The 20,341-nt window shown below is 74.6% G+C and carries 18 protein-coding genes; 11 read left to right on the forward strand and 7 right to left on the reverse strand.

The features are described from left to right. The first annotated feature begins 99 nt into the window (after nt 1–99). On the forward strand, nt 100–1,920 hold the full coding sequence (gene ilvD / locus H9657_RS04760; protein WP_449727641.1) for a dihydroxy-acid dehydratase: 1,821 nt from the start codon (nt 100–102) through the stop codon (nt 1,918–1,920). Between the two features lie 51 nt (nt 1,921–1,971). On the opposite strand, the gene H9657_RS04765 is transcribed toward ilvD (H9657_RS04760), so the two are convergent. Continuing rightward, entirely contained in the window at nt 1,972–2,739 is a 768-nt protein-coding gene (locus H9657_RS04765) for a hypothetical protein (protein ID WP_191780892.1), read from the reverse strand. A gap of 51 nt (nt 2,740–2,790) precedes the next feature. Beyond that, a complete protein-coding gene (locus H9657_RS04770; protein WP_191780894.1) occupies nt 2,791–3,336 on the reverse strand; it encodes a hypothetical protein in 546 nt (181 codons plus the stop codon). Between the two features lie 63 nt (nt 3,337–3,399). On the opposite strand from H9657_RS04770, the gene ilvD (H9657_RS04775) reads away from it, so the two are divergent. The 6 genes from ilvD (H9657_RS04775) (at nt 3,400) to H9657_RS04800 (ending at nt 11,774) form a co-directional block, all read left to right on the forward strand. Next, nucleotides 3,400–5,118, forward strand: coding sequence for a dihydroxy-acid dehydratase (gene ilvD, locus H9657_RS04775; protein WP_191780896.1), 1,719 nt, complete (start codon nt 3,400–3,402; stop codon nt 5,116–5,118). 140 nt (nt 5,119–5,258) lie between these two features. Further along, entirely contained in the window at nt 5,259–6,974 is a 1,716-nt protein-coding gene (locus H9657_RS04780) for a carbohydrate-binding domain-containing protein (RefSeq protein ID WP_191780898.1), read from the forward strand. Nucleotides 6,975–7,094: 120 nt separating this feature from the next. Then, entirely contained in the window at nt 7,095–8,735 is a 1,641-nt protein-coding gene (locus H9657_RS04785) for a phenylacetate--CoA ligase family protein (protein WP_191780901.1), read from the forward strand. Beyond that, nucleotides 8,735–9,535, forward strand: coding sequence for a hypothetical protein (locus H9657_RS04790; protein WP_191780903.1), 801 nt, complete (start codon nt 8,735–8,737; stop codon nt 9,533–9,535). The genes H9657_RS04785 and H9657_RS04790 overlap by 1 nt, the downstream gene beginning before the upstream one ends. Further along, nucleotides 9,532–10,683 carry a GNAT family N-acetyltransferase gene (locus H9657_RS04795; RefSeq protein WP_191780905.1) on the forward strand — a complete coding sequence of 384 codons (1,152 nt, stop codon included), beginning with the start codon at nt 9,532–9,534 and terminating at the stop codon, nt 10,681–10,683. Before H9657_RS04790 ends, H9657_RS04795 begins: the two co-directional genes overlap by 4 nt. Further along, the gene (locus tag H9657_RS04800) at nt 10,680–11,774 is read left to right on the forward strand and encodes a nitroreductase family protein (RefSeq protein ID WP_191780907.1); all 1,095 of its coding nucleotides are present in this window, start codon (nt 10,680–10,682) and stop codon (nt 11,772–11,774) included. Before H9657_RS04795 ends, H9657_RS04800 begins: the two co-directional genes overlap by 4 nt. 103 nt (nt 11,775–11,877) lie before the next feature. Here the strand turns inward: H9657_RS04800 and H9657_RS04805 are convergent, their stop codons facing one another. Further along, nucleotides 11,878–12,861 (reverse strand): DUF5692 family protein, encoded by a 984-nt coding sequence (locus H9657_RS04805; protein WP_191780909.1) that lies wholly within the window; start codon nt 12,859–12,861, stop codon nt 11,878–11,880. Between the two features lie 26 nt (nt 12,862–12,887). Continuing rightward, a complete protein-coding gene (locus H9657_RS04810; protein ID WP_191780911.1) occupies nt 12,888–13,487 on the reverse strand; it encodes a TetR/AcrR family transcriptional regulator in 600 nt (199 codons plus the stop codon). A gap of 132 nt (nt 13,488–13,619) precedes the next feature. Between H9657_RS04810 and H9657_RS04815 the strand changes: the two genes are divergently transcribed. The 4 genes from H9657_RS04815 to H9657_RS04830 are packed head-to-tail and all read left to right on the forward strand — an operon-like array spanning nt 13,620 to nt 18,011. Next, on the forward strand, nt 13,620–15,359 hold the full coding sequence (locus H9657_RS04815; protein WP_191780913.1) for a glycoside hydrolase family 13 protein: 1,740 nt from the start codon (nt 13,620–13,622) through the stop codon (nt 15,357–15,359). Between the two features lie 45 nt (nt 15,360–15,404). Next, nucleotides 15,405–15,980, forward strand: coding sequence for a pyridoxamine 5'-phosphate oxidase family protein (locus H9657_RS04820; protein ID WP_191780915.1), 576 nt, complete (start codon nt 15,405–15,407; stop codon nt 15,978–15,980). Nucleotides 15,981–16,032: 52 nt separating this feature from the next. After that, complete coding sequence (locus tag H9657_RS04825) at nt 16,033–17,016, forward strand: ABC transporter ATP-binding protein (protein ID WP_191780917.1); 984 nt, start codon at nt 16,033–16,035, stop codon at nt 17,014–17,016. Next, complete coding sequence (locus H9657_RS04830; protein WP_191780919.1) at nt 17,013–18,011, forward strand: hypothetical protein; 999 nt, start codon at nt 17,013–17,015, stop codon at nt 18,009–18,011. The genes H9657_RS04825 and H9657_RS04830 overlap by 4 nt, the downstream gene beginning before the upstream one ends. A gap of 21 nt (nt 18,012–18,032) precedes the next feature. On the opposite strand, the gene H9657_RS04835 is transcribed toward H9657_RS04830, so the two are convergent. The 3 genes from H9657_RS04835 to H9657_RS04845 form a co-directional block, all read right to left on the reverse strand. After that, a complete protein-coding gene (locus H9657_RS04835) occupies nt 18,033–18,692 on the reverse strand; it encodes an AMIN-like domain-containing (lipo)protein (protein ID WP_191780921.1) in 660 nt (219 codons plus the stop codon). 80 nt (nt 18,693–18,772) lie between these two features. Further along, nucleotides 18,773–19,804 (reverse strand): NAD(P)/FAD-dependent oxidoreductase, encoded by a 1,032-nt coding sequence (locus H9657_RS04840; protein WP_191780922.1) that lies wholly within the window; start codon nt 19,802–19,804, stop codon nt 18,773–18,775. 8 nt (nt 19,805–19,812) lie between these two features. Beyond that, nucleotides 19,813–20,337, reverse strand: coding sequence for an isoprenylcysteine carboxyl methyltransferase family protein (locus H9657_RS04845; protein WP_191780924.1), 525 nt, complete (start codon nt 20,335–20,337; stop codon nt 19,813–19,815). Between the last annotated feature and the right edge of the window lie 4 nt (nt 20,338–20,341).

Raw genomic sequence — 20,341 nt, forward strand, 5'->3', positions numbered from 1 at the left:
CGAGGTCGTCACCCGAGAGGTGACCTCGTGCCCCCGTGCGAAGGAGACCCCACGTTGAGCCGTCCGCTGCGCTCTCGTACCTCGACCCACGGTCGCAACATGGCCGGTGCTCGCGCGCTGTGGCGTGCGACCGGCATGACGACCGAGGACTTCGGCAAGCCGATCATCGCGATCGCGAACTCCTACACGCAGTTCGTCCCGGGGCACGTGCACCTCAAGGACATGGGTGACCTGGTGGCCGGCGCGATCCGCGAGGCCGGCGGCGTCGCCAAGGAGTTCAACACCATCGCGGTCGACGACGGCATCGCGATGGGCCACGGCGGCATGCTGTACTCGCTGCCGAGCCGCGACCTCATCGCCGACTCGGTCGAGTACATGGTGAACGCGCACTGCGCCGACGCGATCGTCTGCATCTCCAACTGCGACAAGATCACGCCCGGCATGCTCAACGCCGCGCTGCGGCTCAACATCCCGGTGATCTTCGTGTCCGGCGGGCCGATGGAGGCCGGCAAGGCCGTGGTGGCCGACGGCGTCGCGAAGACGCACCTCAACCTCGTCAACGCGATCAACTACTCGGCCGACGACAACGTGTCCGACGAGGCGCTGGGCCGCGTCGAGGAGAACGCGTGCCCCACGTGCGGCTCGTGCTCGGGCATGTTCACGGCCAACTCGATGAACTGCCTGACCGAGGCCCTCGGGCTCTCGCTGCCGGGCAACGGCTCGACGCTCGCGACGCACACGGCCCGGCGCGAGCTCTTCCTCGAGGCGGGACGCACGATCGTCGACCTCGCGCGCCGCTACTACCAGGACGAGGACGACAGCGTCGCGCCCCGGTCGATCGCCAACCGTGCGGCGTTCAGCAACGCGATGACGCTCGACGTCGCGATGGGCGGCTCGACCAACACGGTGCTGCACATCCTGGCGGCCGCGCAGGAGGCCGAGCTCGAGTTCACGCTCGAGGACATCGACACCATCAGCCGCCGGGTGCCGTGCCTCTCGAAGGTCGCGCCCAACCACCCGGACTTCCACATGGAGGACGTGCACCGCGCCGGCGGCATCCCGGCGCTGCTGGGCGAGCTGGACCGCGCCGGGCTGCTCGACCACGACGTCACCAGCGTCCACACCCCGACGCTGCGGGCGTGGCTGGACGACTGGGACATCCGCAGCGGCACGGCGACGCAGCGCGCGCGCGACCTGTTCCTCGCGGCGCCGGGCGGCGTGCGCACGACGCAGGCGTTCTCCACGTCGAACGTGTGGGAGTCGCTCGACACGGACGCGGCCGCGGGCTGCATCCGCGACGCCGCGCACGCCTACACCGTGGAGGGCGGGCTCGCGGTGCTGCGGGGCAACCTGGCGCCGGACGGCGCGATCATCAAGACCGCGGGCATCGACCCCGACGTCTTCCACTTCGTGGGTCGCGCGCTGGTGTGCGAGTCGCAGGACGAGGCCGTCGACAAGATCCTGCGCAAGGAGGTCCAGCCCGGTCACGTCGTCGTGGTGCGCTACGAGGGCCCCGCGGGCGGCCCCGGCATGCAGGAGATGCTCTACCCGACGTCGTTCATCAAGGGTCGCGGCCTGGGCAAGGTGTGCGCGCTGATCACCGACGGCCGGTTCTCGGGCGGGTCCAGCGGCATCTCCGTGGGGCACGTCAGCCCCGAGGCGGCCGCGGGCGGCACCATCGGGCTGGTCGAGGACGGCGACGAGATCGAGATCGACGTCGAGGCACGCGTCATCCGGGTCAACGTCCCGGACGCCGTGCTCGCGGAGCGTCGCGCCAAGATGGAGGCGAGCGAGAACCCGTGGCAGCCGGTCGACCGCGACCGCTACGTGTCGCCCGCGCTGCAGGCGTACGCGGCGATGGCGACGAGCGCGGACCGCGGCGCGGTGCGCGACGTCAGCCGGCTGCGCCGACGGGCCTGATGCCGCCGTCCGCCCGCCGGGGCGCGAGCCTGCCCGTCACCGTGACGGCGGTCAGCGCCGCGGTCTGGCCTCGGCGCGCTCGTCGATCAGGCGCGCCAGCCGGTGGTGGTCCTGGCTCAGGTCGGCGTAGGCCGCGTGGGCCACGCGGAACAGCTCCTGGGCGTACCGGATGATGCCCACGCGGTAGCGGCTGTCACCCGAGCGCAGGTGCTCGGCGACCTCGGGGTGGGCGTCCAGTGCCGCGTCGAGCAGCAGGTCCAGGCGCTCAGGGTCCGGGACGTCGCGCAGCCGCCGCACGGCGTCCTGCGCCTCCGGGCCGAACGCCCAGTACTGGCTCCACGGGGAGCTCGCCGTGACGACGCGCGCGGGTGCGGGCGCCGCGGGCCACAGCTGGACGACGTAGCTCTCGGCGGGCGCCTCGTCCCACCGCCCGGCCCTGAACTGCTCGCTGCCGTCCTGCCCGCCGCGGACCGCGTAGCGCGCCCGCATGTCGACGGCAGGCAGCAACGGCCCGTCGACGGAACCCGCACCCGCCCAGCCCGTGACGCGGACCGCGCCGCCGCCGCGCAACGACAGCTCGGCGACGGCGTCCCACGCCGGGTCCACCGTCGGCGTCCGGTCGTGGACCTCGATCCGGAACGCCACGCGCCCGTGCTGCCGGGGCACGGTGAGGACGACCCAGCCGTCCTCCCACGTGCTCGCGAGCCCGGTGTCCGCGCGGGGGTCGAGGGTGCCGGGCGCGTCGAGGTGGAGCTCGACCTGGGAGTAGTCGGCGTCGACGACGCCCTGCGCGACCTGCACGGCCGCCCCGTCACCCACGGTGCGTCCGCGCGGCGGGCGGCGGTGTGGTCCCGGTGCGCGCCGCCGGCATCAGCACTCCTCCTGCGAGCGCTCGTCCAGCAGCCAGTGCCCCGGCCCGGGGCGCAGGACGACCAGGCCGCAGCTGCCCGCCGCGTAGGTGACGTGCAGGACGGCGCGGTCGGCCGACTCCTCGCGCACCTCGACCACCGCCTCGGGCGGCTGGCCGGCCGCCGCGAACAAGGCCGCGGTCATCGTGATGAGGCTCGCGCAGTCGGTGACGCCGGGCACCCCCTGCGCCGTGAGCTGGTCGAGCATGCGCTGCGTGAGCTCGGGCGTCATGTGGTCGCACGCGGTCGCGGCGTCCGGCGCCCGGCTGGCGGCCAGCCAGGTCCGGAAGCTCCCCTCGGGGCCGGCCGGGTCGGCGGATGCCGCGGGCGCCGCCTCGGGGCCGGAGACAGGTGCCGACGGGGTGGGGCTCGGCGCGTCGGCCGTGGCGCCCGGGGTCGGGCTGCCCGACGCGTCGGGCGCGTCGGACGAGCACCCGGACAGGAGCGCCGCGCACAGCAGCGGCGCGATCAGCCACGACGGACGGCGGGCGGTGAAGGGCGTGGTCACCCGCTCATCCTGGCACCGCCGCGGCGGGCGGCGTCCGACGCGCTGCGTGACTAGTGTCGCGACATGACTTCATCGCACGACGCGCCGGCACCGGGCATCGACATCAAGCCCCGCTCCCGGCAGGTGACGGACGGGCTCGAGGCGACGGCCGCACGCGGCATGCTGCGGGCCGTCGGCCTCGGGGACGACGACTTCGCGAAGCCGCAGATCGGCGTCGCGAGCTCGTGGAACGAGATCACGCCGTGCAACCTGTCGCTCGACCGGCTGGCCAAGGCCGCCAAGAACGGTGTGCACGCGGCCGGCGGGTACCCGCTGGAGTTCGGCACGATCTCGGTGTCCGACGGCATCTCGATGGGCCACGAGGGCATGCACTACTCGCTGGTCAGCCGCGACATCATCGCCGACAGCGTCGAGACCGTGATGATGGCCGAGCGGCTCGACGGGTCGGTCCTGCTGGCGGGCTGCGACAAGTCGCTGCCCGGCATGCTCATGGCGGCGGCGCGGCTGGACCTGGCGTCGGTGTTCCTCTACGCCGGCTCGATCATGCCGGGCTGGGTCAAGCTGTCGGACGGCACCGAGAAGGACGTGACGATCATCGACGCGTTCGAGGCCGTCGGGGCGTGCGCGCGCGGGCTGATGTCGCGCGAGGACGTCGACCGCATCGAGCGCGCGATCTGCCCGGGCGAGGGCGCGTGCGGCGGCATGTACACCGCGAACACGATGGCGTCGGTCGCCGAGGCGATCGGCATGTCGATCCCGGGGTCGGCCGCGCCGCCCTCGGCGGACCGGCGCCGCGCCCAGTTCGCGCACCGGTCCGGCGAGGCCGTGGTCGAGATGCTGCGCCGCGGCATCACGGCCCGCCAGATCATGACGAAGGAGGCGTTCGAGAACGCGATCGCGGTCGTCATGGCGTTCGGCGGGTCGACCAACGCGGTGCTGCACCTGCTGGCCATCGCGCACGAGGCGGAGGTCGACCTCACGCTCGACGACTTCAGCCGGGTCGCGTCGCGCGTGCCGCACCTGGGTGACCTCAAGCCGTTCGGCCGGTACGTCATGAACGACGTCGACCGGGTCGGCGGCGTGCCCGTCATCATGAAGGCCCTGCTCGACGCCGGGCTGCTGCACGGCGACTGCCTGACCGTCACGGGCCGCACGGTCGCCGAGAACCTCGCCGAGATCGCCCCGCCGGACCCCGACGGCAAGATCCTGCGCGCGCTGGACAACCCGATCCACCGCACGGGCGGCATCACGATCCTGTCCGGGTCGCTCGCCCCGGAGGGGTCGGTCGTGAAGTCCGCGGGCTTCGACTCCGACGTCTTCGAGGGGACCGCGCGCGTCTTCGAGCGCGAGCGGGCCGCGCTCGACGCGCTCGAGGACGGCACGATCCAGGCCGGTGACGTCGTCGTCATCCGGTACGAGGGCCCCAAGGGCGGGCCGGGGATGCGCGAGATGCTCGCGATCACGGGCGCGATCAAGGGCGCCGGCCTCGGCAAGGACGTCCTGCTCGTGACCGACGGCCGCTTCTCGGGCGGCACGACGGGCCTGTGCGTCGGTCACATCGCGCCCGAGGCCGTCGACGCCGGCCCGATCGCGTTCGTCCGCGACGGTGACCGCATCCGCCTCGACGTCGCCCACGCGACGCTCGACCTGCTGGTCGACGAGGCCGAGCTCGCGCAGCGCCGTGCCGGGTGGTCGCCGCTGCCGCCGCGGTACACGCGCGGCGTCCTCGGCAAGTACCAGAAGCTCGTGCAGTCGGCGTCGAAGGGCGCCGTCCTGTACTGAGCGGCGCCCCCGAGCACGCTGCGCGGGCGCGCTCCGGACTTTCGGTGCACAGCCTGAACGTTTCGTGGTCCAGACGCCGACGGGCGTCAGCCGCTTCCCTGGTCACGTGTGCGGGCAGCACACGGGACGAGGGAGCAACGATGCGACGAGGAACCACGGCCGCAGCGGTCGCCGGGCTGATCGTGACGAGCCTGGTCGGGACCGCCCCCGCAGCGGGCGCGGCGGAGCCGGCGGTGGAGGACGCGCTCGCCGGCAACCTGCCGGTGCACGACACCGCGCACGTGCTGGACTGGGACGCGGACAGCGAGACGACGATCGAGCTGACGGGCTCGTCGGCGGTCGTGACCGGTGACGGTGCGACCGCCGACGGCGGCACGGTCACCATCACCGCGCCGGGCACGTACCGCGTCAGCGGCACGCTCGCGGACGGCGCGCTCGTGGTGGCGTCGGCGGGCGACGGCGTCGTCCGGGTGGTGCTCGACGGCGCCTCGATCACGTCCACCACGACGTCGCCGCTGCAGGTGCACGACGCGGGCGAGGTGGCCGTGGTCCTCGCCGACGGCTCGACGAACGCCCTGACCGACCCCGCGACGTACACCTACCCCGAGGGCGTGGACGAGCCGAACGCGGCGCTGTTCTCCTCGGCGGACCTCACGATCGCCGGGGGCGGTGCCCTGACCGTGGTCGGCAACGCCAACGACGGGATCGCGTCCAAGGACGGCCTGGTGGTCGCCGGCGGGAGGATCACGGTGCGCGCCGCCGACGACGGCGTGCGCGGCAAGGACTACCTCCAGGTGACGGGCGGCGTCCTCGACGTCACGGCGACCGGCGACGGCCTGAAGTCCGACGACGACGCACCCGAGGGCGGGTTCGTGCACGTCGCCGGCGGCACGACGACCGTGACGTCCGGGGACGACGGCGTCACGGCCGCGTCCGACGTGGTCGTCTCGGGCGGGGACCTCGGGGTGACCGCCGGCGGCGGTGCCGCGGGGACGGGACAGGGCGCGAAGGGCCTCGTGGGCGACGTGTCGGTCGTGCTGGGCGGCGGCGCGCTCGTGGTGGACGCGATCGACGACGCCGTCCACTCCGACGGGACGATCCGCGTCGCGTCCGGCAGCGCGACGCTCGCGACCGGGGAGGACGGCATCGACGCCGGCGAGCGGCTCGCGGTCTCGGGCGGTGCGCTGGTCGTCAGGACGTCCGTCGAGGGGCTGGAGTCGAAGGTCGTCGAGATCTCGGGCGGACTGGTCGAGGTCACGGCGACCGACGACGCGGTCAACGCGGCCGACCCCGCGGCGCCCGACTCGATGGACGTCCTGCCCGGGGTGCACGTCGCCGTCAGCGGCGGCCGGCTCGTGCTGCACTCGGCCGTCGGCGACGGCCTGGACTCCAACGGGACGGGCGCGATCTCGGGCGGCACCGTGTACGTCGACGGCTCGACCGAGTGGGTGAACTCCGCGCTGGACGTCACCGGGGACTTCCGGGTCACCGGCGGGACCGTCGTCGGGACGAGCCACGGCGGGCACGTGGCCACGCCGGCGACCACGTCGCCCCAGACGTGGGTCTCGCTCAGCTCGCAGCAGCCCGCCGGCACGCTGATGCACGTGCTCGCGCCCGACGGCACGGTCGTCGTCTCGTTCCGGACCATGAAGGTCCAGGGCAACGTCCTGGTGTCCAGCAGCGCCCTCGTCGCGGGGGCGCAGTACCGGCTCGCCGTCGGCGGTGCCGCCGCGGGGCCCGTGCTGGGCGGGTACTACGAGACGCCGGGCGACGCGTCCGCGGCGACCGTCGTCGCGACCGCCACTGCGGGCACCGCGCCGGCGCCGGGCGGCTGGGGCGGGTGGCCGCCGCGCTGAGCAGGACACCGCGCCGCCGGAGGGGTGCGGGAGAGGCGGGCGTGCGGCTGACCGGGTGAAACGTGTCCGCATGGTGCGCCCGCCCTCCCCGGTGCGTCCGCGATCGGCGAAGGTGTGCGCATGACCACCGACCGACGCGACCCCCTCGCCCGGCCGGGGCCGTCGCCGCGCACGAGCGCGCTGCGGCAGGCCGCGCTGCGGATCGCCACGTGGGGCGTGACCACGGTGTACCGCGCCTACCGTCTGCACCCGGCGCTGTGGCGGTTCACGGCCCGCAACTACCACCCGGCGATGGAGCGGTTCGCCCGGCTCAACGCCTGGATGATCTGCCAGCACGCGTACCTCGACGTCCCGGCCTACCGGCACTACGTGGACGAGGCGGGGTTCCGGTTCCGGTGGTGGGACCTGACGGCCTACCGGCCGACGTCGAAGCACGAGTACGTCGACCGGTACCCCGAGGACGTGCGCTGCTGGGACGGGTTCATCGAGACGGTCGGGACCGTGGTCGACGAGTCCAGCGGCTCGTCCGGCACGCCCTACAACTGGATGCGCTCGCGGCGCGAGCTCGCGACCGTGCACAAGAACGTCGCCGGGTACGTGACGTCGCTGTTCGGCACGCGGCGGCTGTTCGCGGTCAACGCGTTCTCGATGGGCGCGTGGGCCACCGGCACCAACACCGGCATCGCGATGTCGCGCATCGCGATGGTGAAGAACACCGGCCCGGACATCGACAAGATCGTCGACACGCTGCGGCACTTCGGCCCCCGGTACACCTACCTGGTCTGCGCCTACCCGCCCTTCCTCAAGCACCTGCGCGACCGGCTCGACGCCGACGGCTTCGACTGGGACGCCTACGACCTCAACGGGTTCGTCGGCGGCGAGGCGCTGACCGAGGGCCTGCGCGACTACCTGGAGGACAGGTTCGGCCGCGTCTACTCGGGCTACGGCGCGTCCGACCTGACCATCGGGATGGCGGGGGAGAGCGACCTCGCCGTGTGGGTGCGCCGCACGCTCGCCGCCGGCGGCCCGCTGCGCGACGCCCTGCTCGGGCCGGACGAGACGCGCACGCCGATGGTCTTCCAGTACAACCCGCTCGAGACGTACATGGAGACCACGGCGGACCGGCACCTGCTGGTGACGCTCAACTCGGCCGACATCATGAGCCCCAAGCTGCGGTACGACATCGGCGACGAGGCGCAGATCGTCACGTTCGACGCCATGAAGGCCGCGATCGCGGCGCTGCCCGAGCCGCAGCGCCACCGGCTCGCGTTCGGCTTCGAGCGCGCGTACGCGATCCAGCGGATGCGCCTGCCGTTCCTGCTGCTGTACGGCCGCAAGGACTCCACCGTCTCCTACATGGGCGCCAACCTCTACCCCCTCGACGTCGAGAACGGCCTGTACCTCGACAACCCGCACGCGGCCGTCATCGAGTCGTTCAAGCTGGCGCTCGTCGACGTGGGTGACCACGAGCAGCGCCCGGCGATCCACCTGCAGCTGCGGGCGGACGCGGACGTGACCGCCGACGACCGGACGGACCTCGCCGAGCGGGCCGCGGCGGGCGTGCTGGCGCACCTCGCGTCGGTGTCGCGCGACGTCGCGCAGTCGCTCGAGGAGGACCCGACGTCGGGCGACCTGCGGGTGCACGTCCACGACCACGGCACGGGTCCCTTCGCGGGCGGCAGCTCGAAGATCAAGAACGTGTACCTCGTCGACGCCGGCGACCGGGACCCGTCGACGACGCACCCGGGGCGCACGGCCTGATGCGCACGCGCGACTTCTCCCGGGCGCCCGCCCCGGCCCGGGCGGACGCGCTCGTGGTCGTGGAGCGACCGCGCGCGGGTGCGGCGTGGGTGCGAGCGACCCGGCGTGCGGCGCGCGCCGCCGACGGCCACGTCTGGAGCGTCGGGCTGCGGGCGCGCGACGGTGCGGGTGCGGTGCGCGGCCGGGTGGTGTGCTTCGCGACGCCGGCGGACGCGGAGCGCTTCGCGGCGGGTCTCGACCTCGCGCGGGACCGGGTCCGCACGTTCCGCGCCGACCCCGACGGCTACGCCAACGGGGTGTGGCGCGCCGAGGGCGACGTCATGGCGCACGTCGAGCGGTTCTCCCCGACGAGCACCGAGCGCGCTCAGGGGCGCGTGCCGCCCGACGTCGCGCCGGCCCCGCCGCGCCGCGGGCGTCGCGCCCGCACCCCGCGGCCCGCGTCGGCGGCCGCGCCGGCGGTGGGCCCGCGCGGCACCCCGGCCGGCGCCGGCGCGATGTTCCTCGGTGCCACGCGCTACCGCGGGCCGCACTCGTGGGCGGTCCTCGCGCGCGAGTGGTACCCCATGGTCGCCGCCATGCGGCGCATGACGGGCTACGTGTGGCACCGCGTGTACTGGGAGCCCCCGTTCACGCTCGGGACGCTCGCGTTCTTCACGGACCGGGACGCGCTGATGCTGTTCGCGCGCATCCCGGCCCACCGGCGCCTCATGACGTGGATCACGCGCGACCGCAGGCACGGGACCGGGGGGTACATCCGCGTGCACCTCGCCGACGCGGGCCGCCCGGGCGGGGCGCCGTGAGCGGCCTCGCCGTCGTGCCGGTCGCCTCGCGCGCGGACCTGCGCGACTTCCTCGACCTGCCCCTGCGGATGCACCCGCGGCACCTGGCGGTGCCCCTGCTCGCGTCGACCGTGGAGTCCTGGTGGCGCGGGACGTCGCCGCACCCCGAGCCGGTCGAGCTGCTGCTCGTGCGCGACGCGGCCGGGCGCGCGGTGGGCCGCACGACGGTCCACACCGACGCGCGGCTCGACGCGCGCCTCGGGGCCCGGTCCCTGCTGTTCGGTGCGACCGAGTTCGCCGACGACGCCGCCGCCGCCGCGCTCGTCGCGGCGCTCGAGGCGCGCGCCGACGGCCACGAGCAGCTGTTCGGCCCGGTGGCGCTGCTGCCGAACCAGTCCGGCGGGGTCGTCACGTCGGGCGCCGAGCACCGCGGCTTCGTCGACTCGCCGTGGAACCCGTCGTGGGTCCCCGCGACGTACGAGGGCCTGGGGTTCGCGCGCTGGGGCGAGTCCGACACGTGGGTGGTCGACGTCGCCGCGTCGTCCGCCGCCGGCCTCCCGTCGCCGGACGAGTGGCGCGCCGCTGGCCTGCGCCTGGAGCGCGGGCGGCGCTCGCAGCTCGCTCGACTCGTGCCCGAGGTGCTCGCGGTGCTCAACCGCTCGTTCGCCGCGCTGCCGTACTACACGCCCATCACCGACCAGGAGATGGCGGCGGCCACCGACGGGCTCGGCCACCTCGTCGACGAGGACCTGCTGCTGCTCGCGCGCGACGCCGCGACCGGCGCGCTCGTGGCGTTCGTGCTGGTGGTCCCCGACATCACGGCCTACGTGCAGCGCGTCGGCGGCCGCCTGGGGCTGCTGCAGCAGCTGCTGCTGCTCGCGACGCGGGGCCGCTACCGGCGCGAGGCCGTCCTCATCATCCAGGGCACCGACCCCGACCGGCAGGGGCGGGGCGTCCTCACGCTGCTGACGCGCACGCTGCACGCGCACCTCGCGACGGGCGGCTACGCCCGGCTGCGCTCGACGTTCGTCGGGCGGGACAACCCCGCCTCCGCGCGGCAGCTCGAACGCGTCGGCGGGCGGCCCCTGCACGGCGTGACGTTCTACCGTCGGCCGCTCCCGCGGCACGACGCCACGACCGCCCGCGCGGCGGCGGAGGAGACACCATGAGCTCGACGCACGACCACGACCTGCACGCCTGGGTCCGGACCGCGGGGCGGGCACCGTCCGCGCACAACACGCAGCCGTGGTCGGTGCGCGTGCTCGACGACCGCATCGAGGTCGCGGTCGTCCCCGACCGGGTGCTGGCCGCGGGGGACCCGTCCTTCCGCGACCTGCTGCTGTCGCTCGGGGCCTGGGTCGAGTGCGTCGCGGTCGCCGCGGCGGCCGACGGTCGGGGCGTGACGGTCGAGCCGACGCCCCACCTCGACCGCCTCGAGGACCTGCCCGTGCGCGGCCCGGCGGACCCGGCGGCACCGGTCCTCGTGCTGCGACCCCACGCGACGGCGTACGCGACGCCCTTCTCGCCCCGCGACGTGGACGAGCGCCGGACGGACCGCGGACGGCTCGACCCCGCACCGGACCTGCGGGCCGACCTCCCCGCGCTGCCGCCGTGGCTCGTGCTGCTCCAGGTGGACGACCCGGCCATGCGCCACCTCGTGCGGCTGGGCACCGCGTGGACCGCGTCGCGGCGCGCCGTGGCCGCCGAGCTCGTCCGGTGGCTGCGCCTGAGCCCGACCCACCCGCGGTACGCACGCGACGGCATGACGGACCGCATGCTGCGGCTGCCGCCCGTGGTGGCCCGCGTGGCCGCACCGCTCACGCGTCGCCCGGCGCTGCACGACGCGGCGCTGACGGTGGCGGGATGGGCGGGCCGGGCCGTCGAGGCCGTGCTCCGCTCGCGGCCGCTGCCGCCCGCGCCCGGACCCGGCGAGCCGCTCGAGGGCCCGCAGCACCTGGTGCTCGTCGCTCGCACGCCCGGGGTGCTCGGGGCCACGGAGGCGCTGGACGCGCGGCTCGGGCTGCCGCCGGCGGACGTCGTCGAGGCGGGGCGGGCGCTGCAGCGCACGTGGCTGCACGCGGGACGTGCGGGGCTCGCCGTCGCACCCCACTCCGAGGTGGTCGACTCGCCGCACGCGGTCGCCGGGCTGCGCCGCCGTCTGGGGCTGCGGCGTTCGCAGGTCGCGCTCGCGGTCTTCAGCGTGGGCCGGTCGACGGCACCGGTGCCGCGCTCGCCGCGGCTGGCGGACCGCACCGGCTGACCGCTCGTGCGCGGGGCACGTGCCCGGCCCGGGAACGGCGAAGCCCCCCGGCTCGGCCCGGACGGGGTCCGGGCGTCGCCGAGGGGGCGGGGTGACCGTGGGGTCAGCGTGCGCCGCTCAGAGCCGGGACCGGCTCCGGGAGGGACACGGGGGTCCGGTCGCGGTGCCCCGGGATCGTCTCGACCACGCGGCGGTACGTCGGCAGGTCGGTCCACAGCTCGTCACGCAGCGGGTTCAGCCGCCGGGTCACGATGCGGTGCGCCTGGTAGACGAGGACCGCGACGTTCGCGATCAGCGAGAGCGCCGACACGGTCATGAGCGCGGCCGGCGAGTGCGAGGACTGCACCGCGAACGGCGAGTCGGAGACGAAGGCCGGGACGGCCATCGTGAACATCATCCAGAACGCCAGCGTGTGGGCGCGGTGCTGCAGCCAGGCGCCGCGGCGCAGCCAGAACGCCGGGATGGTGCACGACAGCAGGAGCGCGAGGCCCGCGTAGAAGGCGTGGTCGCCGACGCAGTTGTAGACGTAGGCGAAGTTCCACAGGTCGTACGCGACGATCCAGAACCACAGCATGTCCGGCCAGATCATGTCCTGGGTCTTGTCACGGCTGACGTAGATGCCCGCCCAGCCGCAGATCGTGACGATGTTGAGGATGCCGGCGACGCCGTTCATGACGTTCCACGGGCCGGGCACCATCATGACGCCGTCCACGACGCCCTGCTCCATGCCGGCGACCTGGAAGTCGCGGATGACGGCCTCGAGGATGTTGATCGACAGGATCACGGGCGGGAACATCAGCGCCCAGCGGTTCGACGCCAGCCGGGGGACGTAGCGGATGGCCATGAAGCCGAGGCACCCGGCCAGCGCCGAGTAGACCTTGACCCAGTGGAACCAGGTGCCCGTGGACGACCCGGACCCGGCGGTGTGCGGCCAGACGAACAGGGTGAGCAGCAGGGGGATCGCGACGAAGAACGTCAGGCCCGCGGCCTTGCTGCGCCGCGAGAGCTCGTTGAGCCCGATGAGGGCCGCGAGCACCACGACGAACATCACCGCCGCTGCGGGTGTGATGCTCTCGAACAGGAACATCTCTCTCCTTGAGGTGAGCCCTGTCGTCAGGCGGCGGCAGGGGTGGTGGGGGCCAGCCGCAGGGTCTGGCGCACGATCGTGACGAGCACGTCGTCGTCGGTCTCCGGCCGGGTGCGGAGCAGGGCGATGAGCCCGTGCGTGAGCACGACGAACGTCGTGCGCACGTGTGCGATCTCGATCGTGTGCCGGGCGGCGTACGCCGGGATCGTGGTCGTCTCGAGGGTGTCGACGAGCGCCTCGACGGCGGCGTCGACGAACCGCACGGACAGTGCCGCGTCGTCGAGGACGGGTGCCGCGCCCGCGTGGCTCGTCGGCACGTGCCGGCGCAGCAGGGCGACGTAGTCGACGACGGCGCCGTCGATGTCGCCGGGCTGCCGCGCGGCGTCCCACCGGCGCAGGTCCGCGACGAAGTCCTCGACGTAGGAGTCGAGGACGCGGTCGACGAGCGTGCCCATGTCCCCGACGTAGTGGTACACCAGCCCGCGGGTGACGCCCACGCGGTCCGCGACGTGCTGGAAGGTCGTCGCGCGCACCCCCTGCTCGGCGAACAGGTCGCGTGCGGCGCGCACGATCTCCTCGAGGCGGACCGCCGGTGCCTTGACGCTCCGGCGCTGCGTGCTGGTCATGGCTCCACGCTATTGACAGAGTGTCAACGGGACAATGGGCCGAACGTCCCGATCTGCCCGACCTCGGGATGTGCGGACGGCGACCGCGTGCGAGGGTCGAGTTCCCGAGGCCGACGACCCCGAGGAGCACATGTGGACCTCACGCCCGACGACGCCCCCTGGTGGACCGGTGCGGTCGTGTACCAGATCTACCCGCGGTCCTTCCAGGACTCCGACGGCGACGGGATCGGCGACCTGCGCGGCGTCCTGCAGCGCATCGACCACCTGGTCGAGCTCGGCGTCGACGTCGTGTGGTTCTCACCGATCTACCGCAGCCCGCAGGACGACAACGGCTACGACATCAGCGACTACCAGGACGTGGACCCGCTGTTCGGGACGCTCGCCGACCTCGACGAGGTGATCGGCGCGCTGCACGACCGCGGCATCAAGGTCGTCATGGACCTGGTCGTCAACCACACGAGCGACGAGCACCCGTGGTTCGTCGAGTCGCGGTCGTCCGTCGACTCGCCCAAGCGCGACTGGTACTGGTGGCGCCCGGCCCGCCCCGGCATGGCGCCCGGCACGCCCGGCGCCGAGCCGACCAACTGGGGCTCGTTCTTCTCCGGGCCGACCTGGGAGTACGACGAGGCGACGGGCGAGTACTACCTGCACCTGTTCAGCCGCAAGCAGCCCGACCTCAACTGGGAGAACCCGCAGGTCCGCCAGGCCGTCTACGCGATGATGCGCTGGTGGCTCGACCGCGGGGTCGACGGGTTCCGCATGGACGTCATCAACCTCATCTCGAAGGTCGTCGCCGAGGACGGCTCGCTCGCCGACGGCCCGGCGACGACGGGCGCGCTCGGCGACGGCTCCGCGCAGTACATGCACGGCCCCCGGCTCCACGAGTACCTGCAGGAGATGCACCACGAGGTGTTCGACGGGCGTCGTGACGGCCTGCTGCTCGTGGGGGAGACGCCCGGTGCGACCGTCGAGGACGGCGTCCTGTTCACCGACCCCGCGCGCCGCGAGCTCGACATGGTGTTCACGTTCGAGCACGTCGGCCTCGACCACGGCCCCGGCGGCAAGTACGACCCGCGGCCCCTGGACCTGCGGGACCTCAAGGCCGTGCTCGGCCGCTGGCAGGCGGGCCTCGCCGACGTGGGCTGGAACTCGCTCTACTGGGACAACCACGACCAGCCGCGCATCGTGTCGCGCTTCGGCGACGACGGCGAGTACCGCCGCGAGTCAGCCAGCATGCTCGCGACCGTGCTGCACCTGCACCGGGGCACGCCGTACGTCTACCAGGGCGAGGAGCTCGGGATGACGAACGCGCACCTGACGTCGCTCGACGACTACCGGGACATCGAGGCGCTGCGCTACGCCGCGGAGGCGCGCACCCTGGGCCACGTCCCCGAGGAGCGCATCCTCGCGGGTCTCGCGGCGATGAGCCGCGACAACGCGCGCACCCCCGTGCAGTGGGACGCCTCGCCGCACGCGGGCTTCACGACGGGCCGGCCGTGGCTGCCGGTCAACCCCAACCACCGGCACGTCAACGCCGAGGCGGAGCGCGCCGACCCGTCCTCGGTGTTCCACCACTACCGCCGCCTGATCGCCCTGCGGCACGACGACCCGGTCGTGCGGCTCGGGGACTTCACGATGCTGCTGCCGGACCACGAGCACGTCTACGCGTTCACGCGCGCGCTCGGCGGCGTGCGGCTGCTCGTGCTGGGCAGCTTCACCGGTGACGAGCAGACGGTCGAGGTCGGTCCGGGGTGGGACGACGCCGAGGTCGTCCTGGGGAACCACGCCGAGCCGGCCCGGCCGGCGGCCGGCGCGGTCACGCTGCGTCCGTGGGAGGCCGTGGTGCTGCGGGCCGGCACGCCGACCGGGTGACGGACGTGCCGGGCGCGGGCGGGCGGCTGCTGGCACGATGCACCGATGGCGAAGGTCCACGAGCACATCGGTGAACGCATGCGCGCGTGGCTCCTCGCGCAGCACGTCTTCTTCGTCGCGACGGCGCCGAGCGGGCCGGACGGGCACGTCAACGTGTCGCCGAAGGGCGTCGGCGGCACGTTCGCGGTGCTCGACGAGCGCACGGTCGCCTACGTGGACCTCACCGCGTCGGGGTCGGAGACCATCGCGCACCTGCGCGAGAACGGCCGCATCACGCTGATGTTCTGCGCCTTCGAGGGCCCGCCGGACATCGTGCGCCTGCACGGCCGCGGCCGGTTCGTCACCCTGTACGACGACGGGTTCGACGACCTGCTCGCGCGCTTCGACGGCGGCGTCGACGAGGCCCGTGGTGCGCGCGCGGTCGTCGTCGTCGACGTCGAGCGCGTCTCCGACTCCTGCGGGTACGGCGTGCCCCTCATGGAGCACCGCGGCGAGCGCGACCTGCTGCCCGCGTACATGGCCCGCAAGGGGGTCGAGGGGCGAGCGGCCTACCGCCGGCTGAAGAACCGCACGAGCATCGACGGTCTGCCCGCGTTCGACATGGACCCCGCGGACGGGTGAAACCGCGCGCGTCCCCTCGTGCGCGGCGCCGGGCGTGCCGTAGCCCGGGGGGATGACTGCTGCACGGACGGCCGCCGGTGAGCCCGCCGTGAGGGTCCGGGGGCTGCGCAAGAGCTACCGGACGTTCACGCTGCGGGAGGTCGTCGCCGTCGACCGGCTCGACCTCACGGTGCCCTCGGGCGGCGTGCACGCCTTCCTCGGTCCCAACGGGTCGGGCAAGACCACGACGATCCGCATGCTCCTGGGGCTGGTCCGTCCGGACGCCGGCACCGTGCACCTGTTCGGCACGCCCGTGCCGTCCCGGCTGCCCGACGTCGTGGCACGCGTCGGTGCGATCGTCGAGAACCCCAAGTTCGTGCCGGGCTTCTCCGGCCGGCGCAACCTGCGGCTGCTCGCGACCGCGGTGGACGTGCCGCACACGCGGGTCGAGGAGGTCCTCGAACGCGTCGGGCTGCGCGACCGCGGGCAGGACCAGTTCCGCCGCTACTCGCTGGGCATGAAGCAGCGGCTGGCCGTCGCGGCGACGCTGCTCAAGGACCCGGACCTGCTGATCTTCGACGAGCCCACCAACGGGCTCGACCCCGCCGGGATCCGCGACGTGCGCGCCACGATGCGGGGCCTCGCCGACGAGGGCCGCACCGTCCTGGTCTCGAGCCACATGCTCGCGGAGGTCGAGCAGGTCGCGGACACGGTGTCGGTCGTGGCGCGCGGCCGGCTGGTCGCCGAGGGCACGGTGGCGGACCTGCTCGGCGGGGGTGCCGCTGCCGACGTGCGGGTCGGCGTCGCCGACGCGGCGCGGGCGCAGGCGCTGCTCGGCGCCGCGGGCTGGACCGTGCGCCGAGCCGGCGTCACGCTGCTCGTCGGGGGGTCGCCGGGCGCGGCGCAGGTCAACGAGGCGCTCGCCCGCGGGGGCGTGTACGCGCACGAGGTCGCCCTCGTGCGCCGCGACCTCGAGGCCGCGTTCCTCGAGCTGACGGCTCCGGATCCCGGCGCGGCTCCCGCGCCCACGGTCACCTCCGCGGCGGGTGCCGCGTGAGCGGGCTGCTGCGCGCCGAGCTCGCGCGGGCGCGTGCCCGGCCCTTCGTCTGGGGCGTCGTCGCGGCCGTCACGCTCGGCGCGGTGGGCCTCGTGCTGATCGGGTGGTGGGACACGCGCCCACCGACGTCCGCGCAGGTCGACGAGGCCCACGTCGCCCTCGCCGAGGCCGAGGAGCGGTGGGACGCGGACGGCGCGGCACTCGTCGCGCGGTGCCTCGAGCTGCAGGACGAGGTCCGGGCCGACGAGGGGGACGGGGTCGACCTCGGGTGCGACGTGATGGGCCCGGTCCTCGAGCAGTTCCTCCCGCACCGCCCCGCGCTGGCCGACCTGCTCGAGCAGCGGCTCACGTCCACGGGCCTGATGGTGGTCATCGGCATGCTCATGACCGGCGTGGGCCTCGTGTCCGCGGAGTTCGCCACGGGTGCGATGAGCACGTGGCTGACCTTCACGCCGCGCCGTGGGCGGGTCTTCGTCAGCAAGCTCGCCGCGGCCTGCGTGGCCGCCCTCGTGGTCGCGGTCGTGCCCACCGTGCTCGCGCTCGCGGGCCTGGCCGCGGTGTGCGCGCTGCACGGCACCGGGACCACGGTCGAGGCGGCCGTGGCCGCCGAGCTCGCGGGGCGGGCGGCGCGGTGGCTCGCGGTCGGCCTCGGTGCCACCGCGCTCGGCGTCGGGCTCGCGTTCGCCGTGCGGCACGCGGCCGCGGTGACCGGCATCGTCGTGTGGTGGGTCGCCGCGGTCGAGAGCACGCTCGCGCTCGTGCTGCCGCCCGCGCGCTGGCTGCCGCTGTCGACCAACGTCCGCGCGTGGACCACGGGTGAGGCGATGTACGAGGTGCCCGCGTGCGTCCCCGACCCCCGGGCGTCCGGCGGCGAGGTGTGCGAGCTGGTGGTCCACTACGTCGGGGCCGGCCAGGGTGCCCTGGTCATCGGCGTGCTCGTCGCGCTCGCGCTCCTGGCGGGCTGGCTGTCGTTCCGGCTGCGTGACGTGACCTGACGTCGTCCGGTCCTCGACGGGTCAGTCGTCCTGCAGGTCCACGACGACGCGCACGGGGTCGGACAGGACGAGGACCCGGAACGGCCGCGGTCCGTCGTCCACCCCGACGAACGACTGCGTCATGCCCTCGAAGGTCAGGGGCCGCACGACGTGCTCGACATCGCCGTCGGCCGGGCGCAGGTCCTCGGAGAACTCCTGCGGGCCGCCCTCCACCGGGTACGTCGTGCCGACCAGCCACACCTGCAGCACCGCGTCCCCGTCGACGTCGCGGACCTCGTCGCTGGGGTCCTCCACGGCGCGGTCCACGTAGCCGACGCGGTAGCCCGGCGTGCCCTGGCCGCCCGTGAGCTCGTAGACGACGCGGTCGTACCCGTCGTGCGAGCCGGTGCGCACCTGGGTCACCACGTAGCCGGCCGCGTCGCCGTCGGTGGCGGCCTCGGTCCCCGGCGCGGTGAACCCGCCCAGGTCGCCCGTCGGCTCGGCGGCCGCGGTCGTCGCGGCGGACGTCGGTGCGGGCGTGCTCGACGCGGTCGGGCGGGCGGACGTCACGGCGGGCGACGGGCTGGACGTCGGCGTCGCGGACCCCGCGGGCGTCCCGGACCCGCTGCCGCACGCCGCCAGCGCGAGCGCGAGCGCGAGCGCCCCGGTCGCCGTGCCGAGCCCGCCTGTCGTCGTGCGCACGGTCCACCGTCCCTCTGCCGTCGTCGCAGTGCCTGGCCCCACCGTACGGTCCGGCACCGTCACCGGGCGCGACGCCCGCCTCACGCGGCGAGTCGCTCCACGACGGCCGCGAAGAGACCGGGGGAGCGGCGCGCGAGCGGCACGATCGTCGGCCGCAGGGGCGAGGCCGCCCACGCCACGAGGGCGGACGTCAGGACGCGGTAGTCGCGCGTGGCGGCCCACCAGGCGCGCTCGTAGGCGGCCGGGTCGTCGAGGGTCGCCACGGCGGCCACGGCCTGCGCGAAGCCCACGCGCAGGCCCTCACCCGTGAGCGCGTCGACGTAGCCCGAGGCGTCGCCGACGAGCCGTACCGGTCCCGCGGTGCGCCGCGTGCTGCGCTGCCGCAGGGGGCCGGCCCCGCGCACGGGCCCCGCCGGCGCGCCCGCCAGGCGCTGCGCGAGCTCGGGCAGCGCCGCGAGGGCGTCGTCCAGCGACGCGCCGCGCGGTCCGAGCAGGGCGACCCCGACGAGGTCCGGCGCGACGGGCGTCACGTACACCTCGGCCACGGGCGACCAGTGCACCTCGACGAGGTCCGTCCACGGCGCGAGGCGGTGGTGCCGGCGCAGGCCGTAGCGACGGCCGTCCGCGCGGCCGGCGCCTCGTCGGGCCGGGGCCTCCAGCCCGACGAGGCGCCGGACGGGCGAGTGCAGGCCGTCGCACGCGAGCAGGTGACGCGCCGAGATCCCGGCCACCTCGACGCCGGCGGGCGTCACGCGCACGTCGTCCGCGCGTCCGGTGACGGTGACCGCGCCGAGCGTCGCGGCACGCTCGCGGAGCGCGTCGTGCAGGACCGTCCGGCGGACCCCGCGTCCGATGGCGTCACGGAAGCGGTGGTCGACGTGCCCGGCGGGCGAGCGGTAGCTGATTCCCGCGATCGGGTGGCCCGCGGGGTCGACGTCCCACGCGTGCAGCAGGCGCAGCGCACCCGGCATGAGGCCCTCGCCGCAGGCCTTGTCGACCGTCCCCGTGCGCGGTTCGAGCACGACCACCTCGTGGCCGCGGCGGCGTGCCTCGACGGCCGCCGCGAGACCCACGGGCCCGCCACCGACGACCAGGACGTCCGTGTCGGGCACGTCGTGCCCTACGCGGGGGCGGGCGCGGCCTGCAGCGCCCGCTCCTCCGCAGGGATGCGGAAGCGCAGCAGCAGGACCGCGTTGAGCACCGTGAAGACGAGCGCGGTGACCCACGCGGTGTGCACGAGCGGGAGCGCGATGCCCTCGACGACCACGGCGACGTAGTTGGGGTGCCGGAGCCACCGGTAGGGCCCGCCGCCCACGAGACGCAGCCCGGGCACCACGATCACCCGGGTGTTCCAGCGCGGGCCGAGCGTCGCGATGCACCACCACCGCAGTGCCTGGCTGGCCACGACGAGCGCCAGCGCGGGCCACCCCAGCCACGGCAGGAAGGGCCGGTGCGCGACGAGGACCTCGACGACGCACGCCACGAGCAGGGCGGTGTGCAGCAGCACCATGGGGGGGAAGTGCCCGCGCCCGCTCTCGACGCCGCCGCGTGCGAACGACCAGCGGGCGTTGCGCGTCGAGACCACGAGCTCGGCGAGGCGCTCGACGGCCGTGAGGCCGACGACGACCAGGTAGAGGGTCAGCATGGGC

Origin of the sequence: Cellulomonas avistercoris (assembly GCF_014836445.1) — a bacterium.
In the GTDB taxonomy this organism is placed as follows: Bacteria; Actinomycetota; Actinomycetes; order Actinomycetales; family Cellulomonadaceae; genus Cellulomonas; species Cellulomonas avistercoris.